The organism is Spirosoma sp. 48-14 (assembly GCF_001898575.1).
Classification (GTDB): Bacteria; Bacteroidota; Bacteroidia; order Cytophagales; family Spirosomataceae; genus Spirosoma.
In genome coordinates, this window is record NZ_MKUD01000086.1 from 317,918 (window position 1) to 333,777 (window position 15,860).

General features: G+C 48.0%; 11 protein-coding genes. 5 read left to right on the forward strand and 6 right to left on the reverse strand.

The window, feature by feature from the left end; all coding sequences use genetic code 11:
- Positions 1-2 precede the first annotated feature (2 nt).
- The 3 genes from pcaB to pcaH are packed head-to-tail and all read right to left on the reverse strand — an operon-like array spanning position 3 to position 2,426.
- A complete protein-coding gene (gene pcaB / locus BGO59_RS35075) occupies positions 3-1,085 on the reverse strand; it encodes a 3-carboxy-cis,cis-muconate cycloisomerase (protein WP_293692146.1) in 1,083 nt (360 codons plus the stop codon).
- 12 nt (positions 1,086-1,097) lie between these two features.
- Positions 1,098-1,688 (reverse strand): protocatechuate 3,4-dioxygenase subunit alpha, encoded by a 591-nt coding sequence (pcaG, locus tag BGO59_RS35080; protein ID WP_293692148.1) that lies wholly within the window; start codon positions 1,686-1,688, stop codon positions 1,098-1,100.
- Complete coding sequence (gene pcaH / locus BGO59_RS35085) at positions 1,689-2,426, reverse strand: protocatechuate 3,4-dioxygenase subunit beta (protein ID WP_293692150.1); 738 nt, start codon at positions 2,424-2,426, stop codon at positions 1,689-1,691.
- Positions 2,427-2,564: 138 nt separating this feature from the next.
- Between pcaH and BGO59_RS35090 the strand changes: the two genes are divergently transcribed.
- Together BGO59_RS35090 and BGO59_RS35095 are read left to right on the forward strand one after the other, a co-directional pair.
- Positions 2,565-3,452 carry a helix-turn-helix domain-containing protein gene (locus BGO59_RS35090; RefSeq protein WP_293692152.1) on the forward strand — a complete coding sequence of 296 codons (888 nt, stop codon included), beginning with the start codon at positions 2,565-2,567 and terminating at the stop codon, positions 3,450-3,452.
- A 163-nt stretch (positions 3,453-3,615) separates the two neighbouring features.
- Positions 3,616-5,610 (forward strand): OmpA family protein, encoded by a 1,995-nt coding sequence (locus BGO59_RS35095; RefSeq protein WP_293692154.1) that lies wholly within the window; start codon positions 3,616-3,618, stop codon positions 5,608-5,610.
- Positions 5,611-5,699: 89 nt separating this feature from the next.
- Here BGO59_RS35095 and BGO59_RS35100 read toward each other — a convergent pair whose 3' ends face one another.
- The 3 genes from BGO59_RS35100 to BGO59_RS35110 form a co-directional block, all read right to left on the reverse strand.
- On the reverse strand, positions 5,700-7,115 hold the full coding sequence (locus BGO59_RS35100) for a hypothetical protein (RefSeq protein WP_293692156.1): 1,416 nt from the start codon (positions 7,113-7,115) through the stop codon (positions 5,700-5,702).
- A 201-nt stretch (positions 7,116-7,316) separates the two neighbouring features.
- Complete coding sequence (locus tag BGO59_RS35105; protein WP_293692158.1) at positions 7,317-7,754, reverse strand: peptidylprolyl isomerase; 438 nt, start codon at positions 7,752-7,754, stop codon at positions 7,317-7,319.
- A 330-nt stretch (positions 7,755-8,084) separates the two neighbouring features.
- Positions 8,085-10,232 carry a PQQ-dependent sugar dehydrogenase gene (locus BGO59_RS35110; RefSeq protein WP_293692160.1) on the reverse strand — a complete coding sequence of 716 codons (2,148 nt, stop codon included), beginning with the start codon at positions 10,230-10,232 and terminating at the stop codon, positions 8,085-8,087.
- A gap of 806 nt (positions 10,233-11,038) precedes the next feature.
- On the opposite strand from BGO59_RS35110, the gene BGO59_RS35115 reads away from it, so the two are divergent.
- From BGO59_RS35115 to BGO59_RS35125, 3 genes are all read left to right on the forward strand, one after another.
- On the forward strand, positions 11,039-11,230 hold the full coding sequence (locus BGO59_RS35115; RefSeq protein ID WP_293692161.1) for a hypothetical protein: 192 nt from the start codon (positions 11,039-11,041) through the stop codon (positions 11,228-11,230).
- Between the two features lie 302 nt (positions 11,231-11,532).
- Complete coding sequence (locus BGO59_RS35120) at positions 11,533-12,465, forward strand: AraC family transcriptional regulator (RefSeq protein ID WP_293692162.1); 933 nt, start codon at positions 11,533-11,535, stop codon at positions 12,463-12,465.
- Between the two features lie 184 nt (positions 12,466-12,649).
- Positions 12,650-15,835: an efflux RND transporter permease subunit gene (locus BGO59_RS35125; protein ID WP_293692163.1), complete on the forward strand. Its 3,186-nt coding sequence runs from the start codon at positions 12,650-12,652 to the stop codon at positions 15,833-15,835.
- Positions 15,836-15,860 lie beyond the last annotated feature (25 nt).

The following is a 15,860-nucleotide window of genomic DNA, read 5'->3' on the forward strand; positions in this document are numbered from 1 at the left end:
TGTCAGGGTTGAGTAGTCAGGTTTTGTTGCATCCGGGCGGTATCGACGTCGAGGGTACGGATCAGATCGTTGGCATGGTGGAGGTTGGCAGCCGTGAGTTTAACTAGTTCCCGGATAACCGGCCATTCGCTGTGCCAGGCTCCGGCAGCTCGTTCGTGAGGCTGGTTCATTGCGCCTAACAGGCTGGCTACCAGATAGGGTGTCCGGTGCGCAATAGCCACCATAAACGTAGAGGTTACAGGGTTTCGCTTGTGCGGCATGGACGATGAGCCACCCTTGCCTTCGGCAGCCCCTTCCCGAACTTCACCGACTTCGGTTTGCATCAGCAGGATGATGTCGTTTGCCAGTTTGCCAAGTGACCCGTTTAAAATGCCCAGTGTAGATGCCAGATCGGCCAGCCGATCCCGTTGTGTATGCCAGGCCGTAGCGGTCGTGCCGAGGTCTAATTCCGCAGCCATCAATTCGCAAATCGTACGATAATGCGCTCCGAACGACTGCCCATTTCCAACCGGACCGCCCAACTGTATTACCAGGCATTCCTGACGAACCCGATCTAAACGCTCGGTGGAGCGAAATAGCCCACTGAGCCAGCCCGCTAGTTTGTCGCCGAAGGTAATGGGTAGCGCCTGCTGCAATAAAGTCCGGCCCATCATTGGCGTATGCTGATACGTTTGCCGAAGTTTTGTTAGCTGATTAATGAGTTCTTCCAGATCGGCCTTCAGTTGATCAATCGCCTGACGTAGTTGGCTCATTAACGCCGTATCGATCACATCCTGACTGGTTGCGCCCTGGTGTACGTATTGGGCTGCTTCGGGGCTTTTCTGGCGAACGCGTTGCCGGAGCTGGTCAACGAACGGAATGGCCGGGTTACCTGCCAGCAGCGTCTGGGTTTTAATCGACTCGATATCCCAGTCGGTTTCGGCACAACAATTCTTGATGGTTTCAGCCACTGACGCAGGAATAACCCCCATCGATGCCTGGGCCGTGGCCAGTGCCGACTCGAACGCCAGCATCAACCTCAGTTCGGCAGTGTCCGAAAAAAGGGATTCCATTAGCGGAGTCGTGAAAATTGAGTCGGCCAGCACAGCGTTAACAGGCTATAAGTCAAAAAATACGGTTTCGTCGGAACCTTGTAGATGAATGTCGAACTGGTAATGCCCTTCCCTGCTCTTCTTCGCGATGAGTGTATGGCGCCGTTCTGCGTCGACAGAATGGAGTAAAGCGTCCTGATTGTTGGCTTTTGGCTCGTCGGAAAAATAAAGCCGGGTATAGAGCGTTCGCAACGAACCGCGCAGAAACAGAATGACGTTGATGTGCGGTGCTGAATCCGTTGCAGTAGAACCCGGTTTGACGGTCGTAAACGTAAACTGATTCGTGCGTGTCGTACCGGTACCTAAGCGGCCAAACCCGGTAAAGCTGGCCTGATGGGGAGGGTAGGCAATGGGTTTTGTGCTGTATTGGCCTTGAGTGTCGGCTTGCCAGCATTCGATCATCGCATCGGAAACGGGTTGGCCATTGCCATCGAAAATTTGCCCGGATACGTAAATCAGTTCTGCCGAATGGGCGATGGGGTCTACAAGCTCTCCTTCGGCCAGACTGTTGAAGTCGTAGCCGTATTGATGGGCCGTCAGCCCATAGGCGAAAAAAGGGCCTACCGTTTGCGAAGGGGTGATGGGTAAGGTCGTCATTTACTCAAACGGGGTTTGATTTCGGCCATTCAGCACAATATTGAATTCATACGCCAGGGCGAATTCCGGCTCGGTCCAGTTCATGCTGAACCTGGCGATCAGTAACTCACGGGCGTGTTTCGGAACCGACTGGAAAATAGGATCATAGGCAAACAGCGGATCGCCCGGGAAATACATTTGTGTGATTAGCCGTTGATCGAGGTGGGGGCCAATTACCGAAAAATGGATGTGATTTGGGCGCCAGGCGTTGTAATGATTGCCCCAGGGATAAGCCCCCGGCTTGATGGTGTAAAACGAATAGCGGCCTTCGGTATCGGTGAGCAAACGTCCGGCTCCTAAAAAGTTGGGGTCCAGGGGGGCGTCGTGGATCTCTGCTTTGTGAATATACCGACCAGCGGCATTGGCCTGCCAGATTTCGACCAGCACATTCGGCAACGGCCGTCCCGACGCATCCAGCACGCGCCCCGCCACTTTAATCCGCTCGCCAATGGGTTCCCCATTTTTCCGTGCGTTTTTCGTCAGGTCATTGTCTAGAGGGCCCATGCAGGAATCACCAAAAACGGGCATCCGCAGGTTTTTCATCTGATCGGGCACCAGCATCAACGGGCGAGTTGGACTCCGTAGAATCGTGGATTTATACGCCGGCGACAGGTGCAGGGGGTGGTTGCTCAACGGGACAGATTGATCAAGGCCAGATGCGGTAGCAGGCTTATCCGGTTCAACGATGTTTGGCTCCATGTCGGGTTTGGTTCGGTGGTCTATGCGGGAGGACAAATCTATGGGGATGGTGCAATAATTTCTTGGATGATTCTAAAACAAGCTTGTACAAACAGAACATTAATCCGATATTCGGGCAGATAGTTGTCTTTTTAGAACATGAACCGCCAAGGGCTTAAAAACTATAAAGGGTTATATGGCGATCACCGATTGCCCTTCCCGGAGAATTTTATCCATCATGAGTTACTGGCTGTTCGTAGTAAACTATATGGTTGGGAAATCGATCAGCACTTACATACCGACTTATACCAATTATTCATTTTTACGGAAGGGAGTGGGATTGTTCTATCAGAACAACGGCGGGTTACGCTTCGACCGCCTTGTGTGTTGATGGTTCCGGCCAATACCCTGCATGGGTTTGCGTTTCAGGCGGGCATGGATGGCGAAGTGTTTACCCTGTCGGAGTCATCGCTGGACAAGCTTCTTCGCGACTCGCAGCACATTCGGCTGGGACTGAGTCAACTTCAACAGGTAACGTTCGAGGATTCAGGGGTTTCGTTCAATGATATACACTGGCTAAAAGACCGAATTATTCGGGAACTGGAAACCGATCAGCCGGAGAAACAAGGTATACTGGAGCATCTGACGCAGTTATTGCTGATTAGTTTGTATCGCACCAGTCTGCGTTCCGAAGCACCTGCGCCGAAGTCGGACAATCGAACCCTAACGTATTTTCTTTCCTTTCAGAAATTGATTCGCCAGTCGGTTCATGAGCCGAAGAGCATTCAGCAATACGCCCGCGAACTCCATATCACAACCGTTCATCTGAACCGGATCTGCCAGTCGATTGTCAACAAATCAGCCTTACAACTGGTACACGATTATCTGACGGCCGAGGCCAAAAAGTACCTGCTCAATACGTCCTGCTCGTTATCGGAGGTATCGTACCTGCTGAATTTCAAAGATCCGGCCTATTTCTCCCGACTCTTCAAGAAACAGACGGGTCTATCGCCCAGAGATTTCAGGAAACAGCAGGGGATATTATAAAAGGCCTTTCCGTGGCTTGGTAGAACACGCGCTAAGGAAAGGCTCGGTTTGTTGATGGACATACCAAACAATCTTCAATATTTTGTGGATTATATTCGTTAAAAGTAAGACCCGCCTGAATTTGCGTTATCTTGGGCGCGGAAAGTTCTGCTCACTAACCTCTATGAAAACCATTACGTCGTCTGCGCTGCTGGTGGTATTAGGTCTGGCCCTGGGTTTGTCAGGCTGTAACTCGGCCATGCAGTCTTATAAAAAAGGCGTTCGCCACTTCGATGCGGGAGAATATAATCTGGCCCTGACTCAGTTTGAGAAAGCCAGTAAAGGCACTATTGATCCGGCCCGGCTGAACTACTACGTGGCGGAGTCGTACCGGCTTTCGAACCGTTTTGGCGAAGCAGCGCCTTATTATCAGAAAGCCATTGAGGCCAATACGACCGAACCAACTGCCCGATTCAATTATGCTTATGCGTTGAAATCACAGGGGAATTACGCCGAAGCGCTTAAGCAATTGCAGGAGTTTGTTACCAATGCCCCGAAAAACACGGCCAAAGCGACTTTGGATAAGGCGAAACGGGAGGTCGAAACCTTGAAGGCCATCGACATCATTGCTAAAAATAAGTCGCTGATTACCTTGCGCAACATGAATAACCTCAACTCGCCCGGTGCCGAATTTGCGCCCGTAGTACGAGGGGAGGAATTGATTTTTACGGCATCGCGGAAAGAGCAGCTCTATAAAAACAACGGGCAGCCTATGCTCGGCTTATACAAAACCAAGCTCAACCAGAAGCCCGACGAAACCGGAACGTCGCCTGCTCCCGAACCCTTTAGCACAAATGTGTTTCAGGGTGATGTAAACGAAGGAACGCCTGCGTTTACGAAAGACGGGAAAACGATGGTTTTTGCGCGGGGCAATAATGGCAAACGCAAAGGTGGCCTGGATGTCGATTTGTATATTAGTCGCTTAGGGGAGGGGGGCGTATGGAGCCAACCGTTACGATTGCCCATCAGCGACTCGACAGCCTGGGATGGCTCACCCGCTTTTTCGGGCGATGGCCGTACGCTTTATTTTGCTTCGAACCGGGCTGGTGGAGCCGGGGGAATCGACCTGTACCGGACCAGTATCGACGCATCGGGGCGGTTTAGCCGTCCGGTCAATATGGGCCGCGATATCAATACGCCCGGTGACGAAATGTTTCCCTACGTAGGGCCGAATGCGAAACTGTATTTTGCGTCGGATGGGCATCCGGGCCTAGGGAAGCTGGATGTATTTGTAGCAACCCGTTCGGGCGGGGTTACACGCGTGGAAAACATGGGCCAGCCCATCAACTCCCCCGCCGACGATTTTGGCCTGATCTATACCGATCCGAACAAAGGATTTATGGCTTCCAATCGGTCGGGTGGTAAGGGCGATGACGATATTTACTTTTTCCAGGAAGGGCCTGATACGGATACAACCACAATTGTGCAGAATCCTCCAGCCAACGCACCCAAAATCGTTCATTACTTTATTGCTGGTACGATCTCTACGAATGAAACGCCTATTACTCCGCTTGACTCGGCAACGGTGAAAGTCATTGATGATGCTACAGGCCAGCCGATTGGCGAAGCTGTAACGGACAAGCCTGGTACATTCGGAAAATACCCCTTGCAGGAAGGCAAAGATTATACGGTTCTGGCGCAGCGGAAAGGTTATCTTACTCGTCGGGAGCAGTTCACGATGCAGGGCAGAAGCATTCCGCAGATATTCCTGACCAAACCGCAAACCGACACGACCTTTACCGTCGATCTGCTGCTCGATAAGGCAACGCTCAACAAAACGTTTGTGCTAGAGAATATTTACTACGACCTCGACAAGTATAATATCCGCCCGGATGCTGCGGTCGAACTCGATAAACTGGTGACGATTTTGCAGGATAATCCAACCCTGAAAATTGAGTTGGGTTCTCATACCGATGCCCGCGCTAGCGATGCCTATAACCAGAAGCTGTCGCAGAATCGGGCTAAGTCGGCGGTAGAATATATCGTATCGAAGGGTATCGACGCTGACCGGCTTACCTACAAAGGCTATGGCGAGACGCAGCTTATCGTAAAAAACGCCAAAACGGAAGAAGAACACCAGCGCAACCGCCGAACGGAGTTCAAAATTCTGGAACTATAAACCTTACAGACTATTCCTAAACATAAATGCCACCTCTTCGTGCTAGAGGTGGCATTTTGTCATTTTTGAGTGCCCTGAATTGTACAGGGTTATTTAACAAGCAACTGCGTTTGCTGTTGTTGGCCCTCCTTAACAATGACCAGCGAATAAAGCCCAAAAGGAAGTGCGTAAGTAGGTTGAAGGATTAATTCCTGATCATTAGCTCGCGACAGATTGATGGGTATTTCGAAGCCAAGAAGATTATATAGACGAACATCGACCGATGATTTTTCGGGTAATAGAAGCCGAAACGGTGCATTCGATTCAACCGGATTAGGGTACACGGTCAATCGGTCGGATAGGTCATTAGCAGGGCGATAAATGGAAATAATACGGGAGGTTTCTCGGCTTCCATCCAGGTCGGTTTGTACGAGTCGGTAATAGTTATGCCCCAAAGCGGGTGTTTCATCTACAAAGGTGTAGGCTTGCGTTTCCTGCGTTGTGCCCTTCGACTGTACCTTCCCTACATTGTCGAACACCTTTAAATCGGTACTACGCTGTATTAAAAAGTAATCAGCGTTTTTCTCCCAGGTGGTGGCCCACTCAAGCTTAACGGTTTTCTCGTCGGCTGTACCTTTCCAGAATAACAGACTTACAGGTAAAGGATTACTTTCCAGCGAAAAGGCACAACTGGCATCGCTGCTGGGGTCGGCAATATTCAGGACAACAAGCCGAACCGGATTCGATCCACAGGCGGTGTAACTGGAGCCTGTAGTGACACCCATGCCCAGAAAGCCTTCGTTACCCGTTGCTCCCCGGTCGTCCACATACCCTGTATGGCCACTGGCATCCACATTCTGGATGAGAACCGCTTCCCGGTGCCCCCAGGAGGAGCCTGAGTCCCGATAGAGCCAGCTAAAAATAGCCTGTTCTACGGCATAGGTAGCAGAACCGCCACAGGCGTAGTAGATGTTTTCAGAACGGCCCATCGTATACTGCCCTGAGCCATTACGTTGTACGCAGTTAGTCGCATAGGTGTCGGCAACTCGCTGAAAAGGGTCAGAACCGGGTATAGTATGTGTAAATAGATTATTGTTATACAGATAATTGGCCCAATTCTGGGCTGTATTGTCAAGGTTCGTTTCAATGCCTTCCAAAGGTTTACCTAGTACCGAACCACTGCCGTAATTGATACCCGCTCTGGCAGTTCGTTCGGCGTTGATTAAGTAGAGCGCACGTTGATTATCAGACAGTGTTGCATAGCTGGATGGAAGCGTGAGATTGCCCAGCGAATTAGCGGCCAAACCTAATTGGGTTTCTTCGGCACGTCGTGCTTTGTTAAATGCGGCCACTATTTGTGAGGTAGACGAGAAAAAGCCATACGGACCAAAGTCAGTTTCAGTTGGTGCTGTCAAAGAAACATCACTTGTAAGGTTCGCTGGAGCCTGGGCAAATAGTTTACCTAAATTTAAAAGTAGAAGCAATAGAAGACCATAGGTCGGGTGGTAGGGTAGTAGTATTTTCATTTTTATCACCTTGCGTAAACTTGAAAAAAGGTTAGTAGATATATTTATTTGAAAAATAGATAATTAATTATATATTAAAAAATGTATAATATATAGTAAGTCTATTGTAAATATAGTTTTTGTCGCTGTTTGTTTGTGAAATGGCACAAAAAAAGCCTGATATGTCGATCGACATATCAGGCTTTTTGATAGTATTCGAACCTAATCTTCGAGTATGGTGATGCTTTGAATTTTATCACCCTGCTGAATCTGGTCTATGACATCCAACCCGTCAACCACCTTACCGAAAGCAGTATGGTTGCGGTCGAGGTGCTGTGTATTCTGGCGGTTGTGGCAGATAAAAAATTGCGATCCACCCGTATTGCGCCCACGGTGCGCCATCGACAGGACACCCCGATCATGATATTGATTATCACCCGTTAGTTCGCAATCAATAGCATAGCCTGGTCCACCTGCTCCTGTGCCTGTTGGATCACCACCCTGGATAACGAAGTTTGGAATGACCCGGTGGAATTTAGTGCCGTTATAAAACCCTTTTTTAGCCAGCGAAATAAAATTGTCGACCGTTTTGGGAGCATCTTTCTCATAGAATTCGATGAGCATCGTGCCCTTATCCGTGTTCATTTGTGCCTTTGGCATAATTGCATTTGTTTAATGGGACGGCAAAGTTACGAGTATTTCCAGTGTTGTTTCCTAAAACCCGTTGAATTGAAAAAGAGAGCTATAGCAAATGACTGCAGTGAATGATCAATAATAAGTTAAAATAAACATGGTTCAGAGGGCTGTGAACCATTACTTACGCCACTACATCGATCAGGTTTTGAAGACCAGGGCCGTCCTTTATTGTAGCAAGCGTAGAAATGCCATCGGCGGCTTAGGGCCTGTGTATAAACACTGTTTTGGGCCTTGATAATAAATTGGCTCATTCGATTTTCTTTCTGTAAGGATTACAAAAATGCCTACTAATTATTAGGGCTCGATTTGTAAATTGGAACCAATTCCCCATATAATTTGGCCCGATGGGTCATATAAAATATAGCTGGCAATAGCTGTATAGGCATTTGGGATCGTTACATGATGGGCGATACGTATTCGGCTTTGAGCGGGTGGAATACAGGCGCACGACCATGTATTTGGGTCGTTCCAACTTCCGTTAGCAATAGTGTATATAAATGGTGTAGCCAGAAAGCTGGCTGTATAAATAGCGTTTTCTTCAGATATTATGACACTGCCATCGGCTGCTAAAGCAGGAGACCAGTCCGAGAATGTATAAATAGCATTAGAATTGATCTGCTGATTGATTGTACTGATTTTTACTTTCATCCCAGCCACAAATGATTGACTAAAAGGAGAAGTGAATGGAACTCCATCGATGTTTATCTGTAAACCGTTGGGTATAGTTGTTACCAGCATAGGCACTAGGTGGGGGTCTAGGTCAATAGAGTCTTTACCAATAATGCCGTTGCTATCATGAACTGTAAGAATAAGTCTATACCATACATTGGGTGAGGTTTCGCCTTGGTTAGGAATAGCTAACGTCCCACTTTGCGCTCCCGTCGAAAAAGGTGTTCCGCCATGGCGGTGAGTATTGTGGTGGAGGTAAAGCTGCCAACTGAAAGCTGAGGGGGGTAACAATCCATCTTCGGCATCAGTAGCCGTTCCCGAAAAGGCTACCGTCGTTCCGGCTTCATATACAGTATGGTTGGCAGGCGATAAAATTTTCGCTAAAGGTGCAGCATTGTGCCCAAGATTTGTTAAAGTAACATCATTGCTAGTTACGGTACCTTGAGAATTACTGACAATCACATGATAAGTCCCGAAGCTTGATGTTAATGAACCGGGTATACTGTACGTTGATGAATTAGCCCCAGGAATGTTAATTCCATTTAATTGCCATTGGTAATTCAGTGGAGTAGCGCCTGATACTGATACAGTAAACTGAATAGGTTGACCCTCATAAGCTGATGTACTGATAGGCTGGGCTGTAATTGCTGGACTCAGATTGTTTGTATATTGAATTCTATACAGTGTCCCCCAATCCCGGGAAGCAAAATACAAATTTCCATCTGGGCCCGTAGTCAGGCCTAAGGGTGATACACATATGTCTCTGGCGAAAGGTAGTCGTGTAGCTTGGCTCGTAGATAAATCGAGACAGTTTAGCCACCAGCCACAATAATCTATGTAGAAATAGCGGCCTATCCATTCGGGAGGATAGTTTGTTACTGATGGATTAAAAAACGTTCCACCCGTTATAGCACAACCTAACCCGTCGATGCCAGTTGCATGACCGTACGTATACAGCGGACTAATAAAATTCGGATCATTAGTTTGCCCTTCTGTGGTTGGCCAGCCAAAATTTTTTGATGGAAGAGTGGCATCATTAATTTCTTCATAGCTACCAAAGCCTACATCATTTACGAACAAACGACCTGTACCAGGCTGTATGGCTAACGAAAAGGGATTCCGTAAGCCCATTGCCCATGTAAGCCGTCTTGTAAATGAGCCACTTTGATAGGGGTTGTCGCTTGGTATTGAACCGTCGGGATTAATACGTAGTAGTTTACCATGGTTGCTGTCTGGGTTCTGAGCATCTAGCGATGATGAGTGATCGCCAATACCAACGTATAATTTACCGTCAATGCCAAAATGCATAGAGCCGCCGTTATGGAATACACCAGCCTCAGCTGGGTCAATGTCAAGTACTGTGAATTCTGATTCGAGAACAGCTATATCCCCATTGGCTGTAAAACGACTAATTCGGTTATGAGATGGATTTCCAGGAACTGTGTAATATAAATATACGTATCCGTTAGTTTCAAAATTTGGATCTATTGCTATTCCATCAAGCCCCCGTTCTCCCTGGCTATCGACTGTCAACTCGATAAAAGACGAGGAAAGCAAAACATCATTTTTAAAAATTCGCACTTTGCCTGCTTGCTCGGCGATGAAAAGTCGGCCATCAGGGGCAAAAGCCATTGACGTAGGATTTGATATGGACTGCGTTAACTGTACTATACTAAACCCGGGTGGTAGCGATTGAGCCAGACTTAAATAGTTATTCAACAACACTAGAACTAGAAAAAACGCTTTTAAAACGAACGATATTATTTTACTCATCAATATACTATGGAAAGAATGACTAGGCTAGAGAGCCGACCTGTTCAACACTTAGCAATTATTTGGTAAGCAGTGCATGTTGACCTGCCTGATGCGCATTGTCGCTACGGCCAGGAAAAGGCAGTAGCAGAAAATGCCATCAGTGGAGGAGGGGTCGGTCGTTAACGAATCGACTAGTAGTCTTTGCTGGCACATCTGTAAGCAAACCTTGGAAAGCACTGTTGGCCTTCTTTCAAGGTATGCTACACATTGATGAGGAGAGGAAAAGGTACTTTTTTAGAAAACAATGAGTCCTTCATTAGATAGGTCAGTTCTCATTGTTGTTTCAGCAAATTTAATACCATTGCTTTTTTTGTATACAATTTAGTACATTAAATTTTAATAATATACTATTTATAGGGTAATAATAGAGTTGCTGTATAAATAAGGCGCCCGGATTGGTATACATAGCAAGCAAAAAATATTTAATGCGATACGAGTAATTCTCTAGGAAATTATTCAAGCTAAGAGCACGAAACAGTTTGTACTTTACCCAGAAGGATTGTTTTAAAGAAAGCCGAATAGGAACTGGCTAGACTGACTATGTTGACGCTTTGGGTGAAACAGGTGTACTATCCTATATCGTATTTTTATAATTTTATTTAGTAATGACTATCTAGAAGTTCGTTTAGGCTGTGGTAAAGCCCTTTGCGAAAGACCTGAGTGTATAGAGGATTAACTATAAACTTGTTAGATGTCTTTTGCGGCTAAAATTCTAGTAGTCGGCTATAGTTTACATTCATTATTGTCGTAAAATCTCAGCTAATATGGAAACGCCAGCCAATCCACCTTTGTCAGACGATAATCAGGCTTTAACCCGCCTACGACGCTTTGAGGATGCCAATGATTTTCTGGAAACCTGTGACCGCTTATCGTCGGGGTACGAAAGTGGTCTTTATTGGGAAGATGTTCAACGGGCCCTGCGTATTGCCGCCGGTTTGGAGAAATGGCCCGATTGATGTAAAAGTAATGACTGGTCATGTTGGGCAAGTAGCTTTCTCAACGTTGTAGCGATCAGAAGCTATAAGTCGATAGGTTATTAATTTATTGTTGGAATAATCCAATTACATGGTTGTGTTTTTTAGGAAAATGCAACTAAATTGCCTGAGCTTAAGTTGGAAAGTAAAAACAGGAGCTAAGTCTTATCTTGTTTTTATTCAATACTACTTATAAAAATGGGTCAACTGAGTAGTACTACTCATGTAAGAACTACTACGAATCTGACTCTGCCCATTTGGACTAATAATGCATTCGTCAGGCCTTGGAAACGCAACCGATTCCTTATTACGATAATCTACCCGATTTTTTGAAGGCGGTAAAATCTATCGACGCCACCAATCGGTGTTTTGGTATTTTCCCCTTTGAGCAGTTTGGCGGGCCGGGCGAAGTGATTCCACCTTTTCGGAGTAGCACCTATGTAGCTGCTTTGGTAACGGAGGGAAGCGGTACGATTCATCTGGATGGTGTTCCCTACTGCGTAAAGCCTGGTACGTTGTATGTATTGCGCCCCTGGACGGTTCGGTCGATTCATAAGCAGGATCAATGGCATGGCTATGTCATTATGTTTACATCGGAATTTGTTACGAAACGTTCGGTACAGTCCGACCCCATGCGCGAATATCCGTTCTACCGGAAAGGCGCTCAGCCCTTGATTCATATTACACCTGCCGAAGTGGCGGAGTTATATAGCCAGTTTGAATTGATTGACAGGGAGTTTAATAACCCCAATCGACCTAAGGCCGACCGTCTGGATTTAGCCTATCATTTGTTGCAGGCGTTGCTGATCAAAGAACGTCAGATCTACCGCCAGACCCTTTCGGCCATTGAGTATTCACAGCCGATCTCTCTGGTTGAGCGATTTCAGAGTCTGCTTCAGATGTATTACCTGCCCGACCCGAATCAGGAGACTCCGGTTTTGCTGACGGTACATGAAGCGGCCGATCGACTGCACATTCATCCGCATTATTTAAGTGATATTCTGAAAAAATATACCGGCAAAACGGCCTTGCAGCACATTCGTGAACGAACGGTTTTTGAAGCGCAGAGCCTGATTCGAAACACCGATCTGACCATGGCTGAAATCGGGTACAGACTGAAGTTCGACGATCCGTCCAATTTTACAAAGTTCTTCAAAAGCGTTACGGGCATAACCCCACGCGCTTACCGCGAACAGGGGTATGTATTAGCTGCCTGACGTTATAACTGGTAATTAACTGAGCCCAACTTTAGGGATCTGCATTTTTTACCATTGAAACTACCAAACCTACCTGTTCTTCCAGATAGACTACCAGTAATTTTGACCCAGTGTTGACCAAAGTGACGACGAGTTGAGCTGGTTAGCTATCAATTGAGCTTATCTAACACGTATCAGGTTTACTATGTGGATTGTCCGCTTAGCGTTAGAGAAGAAATACACCATCGCCGTTATGGCGTTGCTGATTATGATTATGGGTGGGCTGGCAGTAACTCAGATGCCTACCGATATTTTTCCGCGTATTAACATTCCGGTTGTATCTGTCATCTGGGGGTATAATGGCCTGTCGACCAATGAAATGGAGAAGATGATCACCAACTTCTCCGAAACCTCACTCATCAATAACGTTAGTGATATTCAGCGGCTGGAATCGCAAACGTACAATGGTACGGCCGTTCTGAAGATTTTCTTTCAGCCAACCGTCAAAATTGAAGAGGCCATTGCTCAGGTAACGGCTATCTCGCAGACGATTCTGGTCAGGATGCCGCCCGGTACACAACCACCGCTCATTGTCCGATATAATGCTACCGACGTTCCGGTACTGCAATTGGGCCTTTCGTCTGATAGTCTGACCGAACCGCAGATTACCGACTATGCGCAGACTCGCGTTCGTCCGCAGATTTCGACTGTGCCGGGTAGTCGGCTCTCGCAGGCGTTTGGAGGGAAAAGCCGCCAAATTGCAGTAGACCTGGACCCTGAACAACTGATTGCCTATAACGTAACACCCGAAGAAGTAACCAATGCTGTTGCGGCCCAAAACCTGACCTTGCCGGGGGGCTCGCTACGGGTGGCAGATCGGGAATACAACGTCCGATTGAACTCAAAACCTGATGTGATTTCGGTCCTGAACGATATTCCGATTAAGGTAGTCGGCGGTACCACCGTACACATGCGCGATGTGGCGAATGTACACGACGGTGCTGCCATTCAGACCAACATCGTCAAACAGGATGGTAGTAAAGGTGCCCTGATGCGGATTGTGAAAACGGGGAATGCGTCGACCACCGAAATTGTCGATAAAATCAAGAATCAGATTTTGCCGACTATCCGGGCTGCGGCTCCCTCAAACCTGCGGGTTGAAGCCTTGTTTGATCAGTCGCTGTTTGTTCGGGCGTCCATCAAAGGGGTGTTGACCGAAGGGTTAATTGCGGCTTTACTGACGGCTGCGTTGATCCTGCTCTTTCTGGGTAGCTGGCGGAGTACGCTTATTGTTGCCATTTCAATTCCATTGTCCATTCTGACGTCGCTCATTATTCTTTATCTGCTGGGCGAAACGCTGAACATCGAAACCTTGGGCGGGCTGGCGCTGGCCATTGGGATTCTGGTCGATGATGCAACGGTTACCATCGAGAATATTCACCGGAACGAGGAACTGGGTATGCCGCTTCGGCAGGCTATTCTGGAAGGAGCGCAACAAATTGCGACACCAACACTGGTTTCGACCCTGACTATCTGTATCGTATTTACATCGGTACTGTTTCTGGAAGGCCCGGCGCGTTTCCTGTTCGGTCCGCTGGCCGAAGCCGTTGTGTTTGCTATGCTGGCTTCCTACGTGCTGTCGAGAACGCTGGTGCCAACACTGGCCGATATGATGCTGAAAAATGAACATCAGCACGATCATCACGGTACTAAACGGCCCAGCGCTTTCCGCCGATTTTATAATCGATTCAATGCGGGCTTCGATCGGTTTCAGGCGCGGTACGTTCGGGCTTTGGAATGGGTGCTGAATCACCGCCGGACTGTCTTTGTAATCTTTGTCGGTGTCGTGGCTGTTACGCTGGTTATGCTGCCGTTTGTTGGTCGGGATTTCTTCCCCCATGTCGACGCGGGTCAAATCCGGTTACACATGCGGGCACCTGCCGGAACCCGACTGGAAGCTACCGAGCAGATTTCAGCTAAGACGACCGAAATTGTCCGGGAGGTGATCCCTGCGGAAGAAGTCGGGTCGGTGATCAGTAATATTGGCTTGACTTCAGAGCGCTATAACTTCTTTTTCTCTGACAATGCTACGGCGAGTTCGGCCGATGCCGAATTGCTGATTTCGCTGAATGAAGAACGATCTCACTCGACCGACGATTATGTGCGTGCCTTGCGGACGCGACTCCGCAACGAAATGCCGGATATTTCCTACTTCTTTCTGCCGGCCGATATCGTCAGCCAGATTCTGAATTTTGGTCTAACCTCAACCATTGACGTACAGATATCGGGTTTCGACCGGGCCAATAACCTGAAAATCACCCGGGAAATGCAGGCGAAAATAGCGCAGATACCGGGGATGGTCGATGTGCATCTGCATCAGGTGCTGGATGCGCCTGAACTCTTTCTGGATGTTGACCGAGAGCGGGCGAGCCAGTTTGGATTGACCGAGCAACGTGTAGCTACTAACCTGAATATCTCGCTAAGCGGTACCGGGCAAACCCGCCCGAACTTCTGGCCGGACCCCAATACGGGATTCCCCTACATTATTGCCGTACAAACTCCCCCTTACAAACTGGATTCGTACGACAAACTGTTGCGGACACCGATTACGTCAGGGCAGCAAAGCAGTCCACAGCTACTGAGTAACATCACGACCGTTAAGCGTACAATAGCCCCTGTCATCATCAACCGGGTCAACACGCAGCCGACCTATGACATCTATGGTGGGGTTGAAAAAACGGATCTGGGCTCTGTTGCAAAGGAATTGAATAAGCTGGCGGCTGAATACAAAACGCAGTTAAAGCCGGGTAATGTAATCTCGATTCGCGGTCAGGTCGAAAGTATGGAGAGTGCGTTCAATCGGCTGGGGTTAGGCATTGTGTTTGCAGCCCTGTTTGTATACCTGCTGATGGTCGTCAATTTCCAGTCGTTCCGCTACCCATTCATTATTATCACCGCCCTGCCCGGCGCGTTGTGCGGGATGGTCTGGATGCTGTTTCTGACAGGCACTACGTTTAGTATTCCGTCGCTGATGGGGGCTATTATGAGTGTGGGGGTGGCTACCGCAAACAGTATTCTGCTGGTTAGTTTTGCCAAGGATTATCTGCCCGAAGTGGCTGGAGACGCCTATGCAGCAGCACTGGAAGCCGGTCGGACTCGGCTGCGTCCTATTCTGATGACGGCCATTGCCATGATCATCGGTATGTTGCCGATGTCGCTGGGATTAGGCGAGGGTGGAGAACAAAACGCGCCATTGGGTCGGGCTGTTATTGGGGGCCTTTTACTGGCAACCTTTACCACGCTATTGTTTGTACCCGTTGTGTTTAGTGCGCTGGCTCGTAAAACCGATGTCAAACCCGTAGACGCTGCCCCTGTAGCCGAAGAAGTGTAATTTTAATGAATAATGGATAATGAAC

Excerpts from the sequence above, each read along its gene's own strand:
- BGO59_RS35125 (WP_293692163.1), top strand. The coding sequence starts at position 12,650 with ATGTGGATTGTCCGCTTAGCGTTAGAGAAGAAATACACCATCGCCGTT.
- BGO59_RS35095 (WP_293692154.1), top strand. The coding sequence starts at position 3,616 with ATGAAAACCATTACGTCGTCTGCGCTGCTGGTGGTATTAGGTCTGGCC.
- BGO59_RS35100 (WP_293692156.1), bottom strand. The coding sequence starts at position 7,115 with ATGAAAATACTACTACCCTACCACCCGACCTATGGTCTTCTATTGCTT.
- BGO59_RS35090 (WP_293692152.1), top strand. The coding sequence starts at position 2,565 with ATGAACCGCCAAGGGCTTAAAAACTATAAAGGGTTATATGGCGATCAC.
- pcaH (WP_293692150.1), bottom strand. The coding sequence starts at position 2,426 with ATGGAGCCAAACATCGTTGAACCGGATAAGCCTGCTACCGCATCTGGC.
- BGO59_RS35105 (WP_293692158.1), bottom strand. The coding sequence starts at position 7,754 with ATGCCAAAGGCACAAATGAACACGGATAAGGGCACGATGCTCATCGAA.
- BGO59_RS35110 (WP_293692160.1), bottom strand. The coding sequence starts at position 10,232 with ATGAGTAAAATAATATCGTTCGTTTTAAAAGCGTTTTTTCTAGTTCTA.
- BGO59_RS35115 (WP_293692161.1), top strand. The coding sequence starts at position 11,039 with ATGGAAACGCCAGCCAATCCACCTTTGTCAGACGATAATCAGGCTTTA.
- pcaG (WP_293692148.1), bottom strand. The coding sequence starts at position 1,688 with ATGACGACCTTACCCATCACCCCTTCGCAAACGGTAGGCCCTTTTTTC.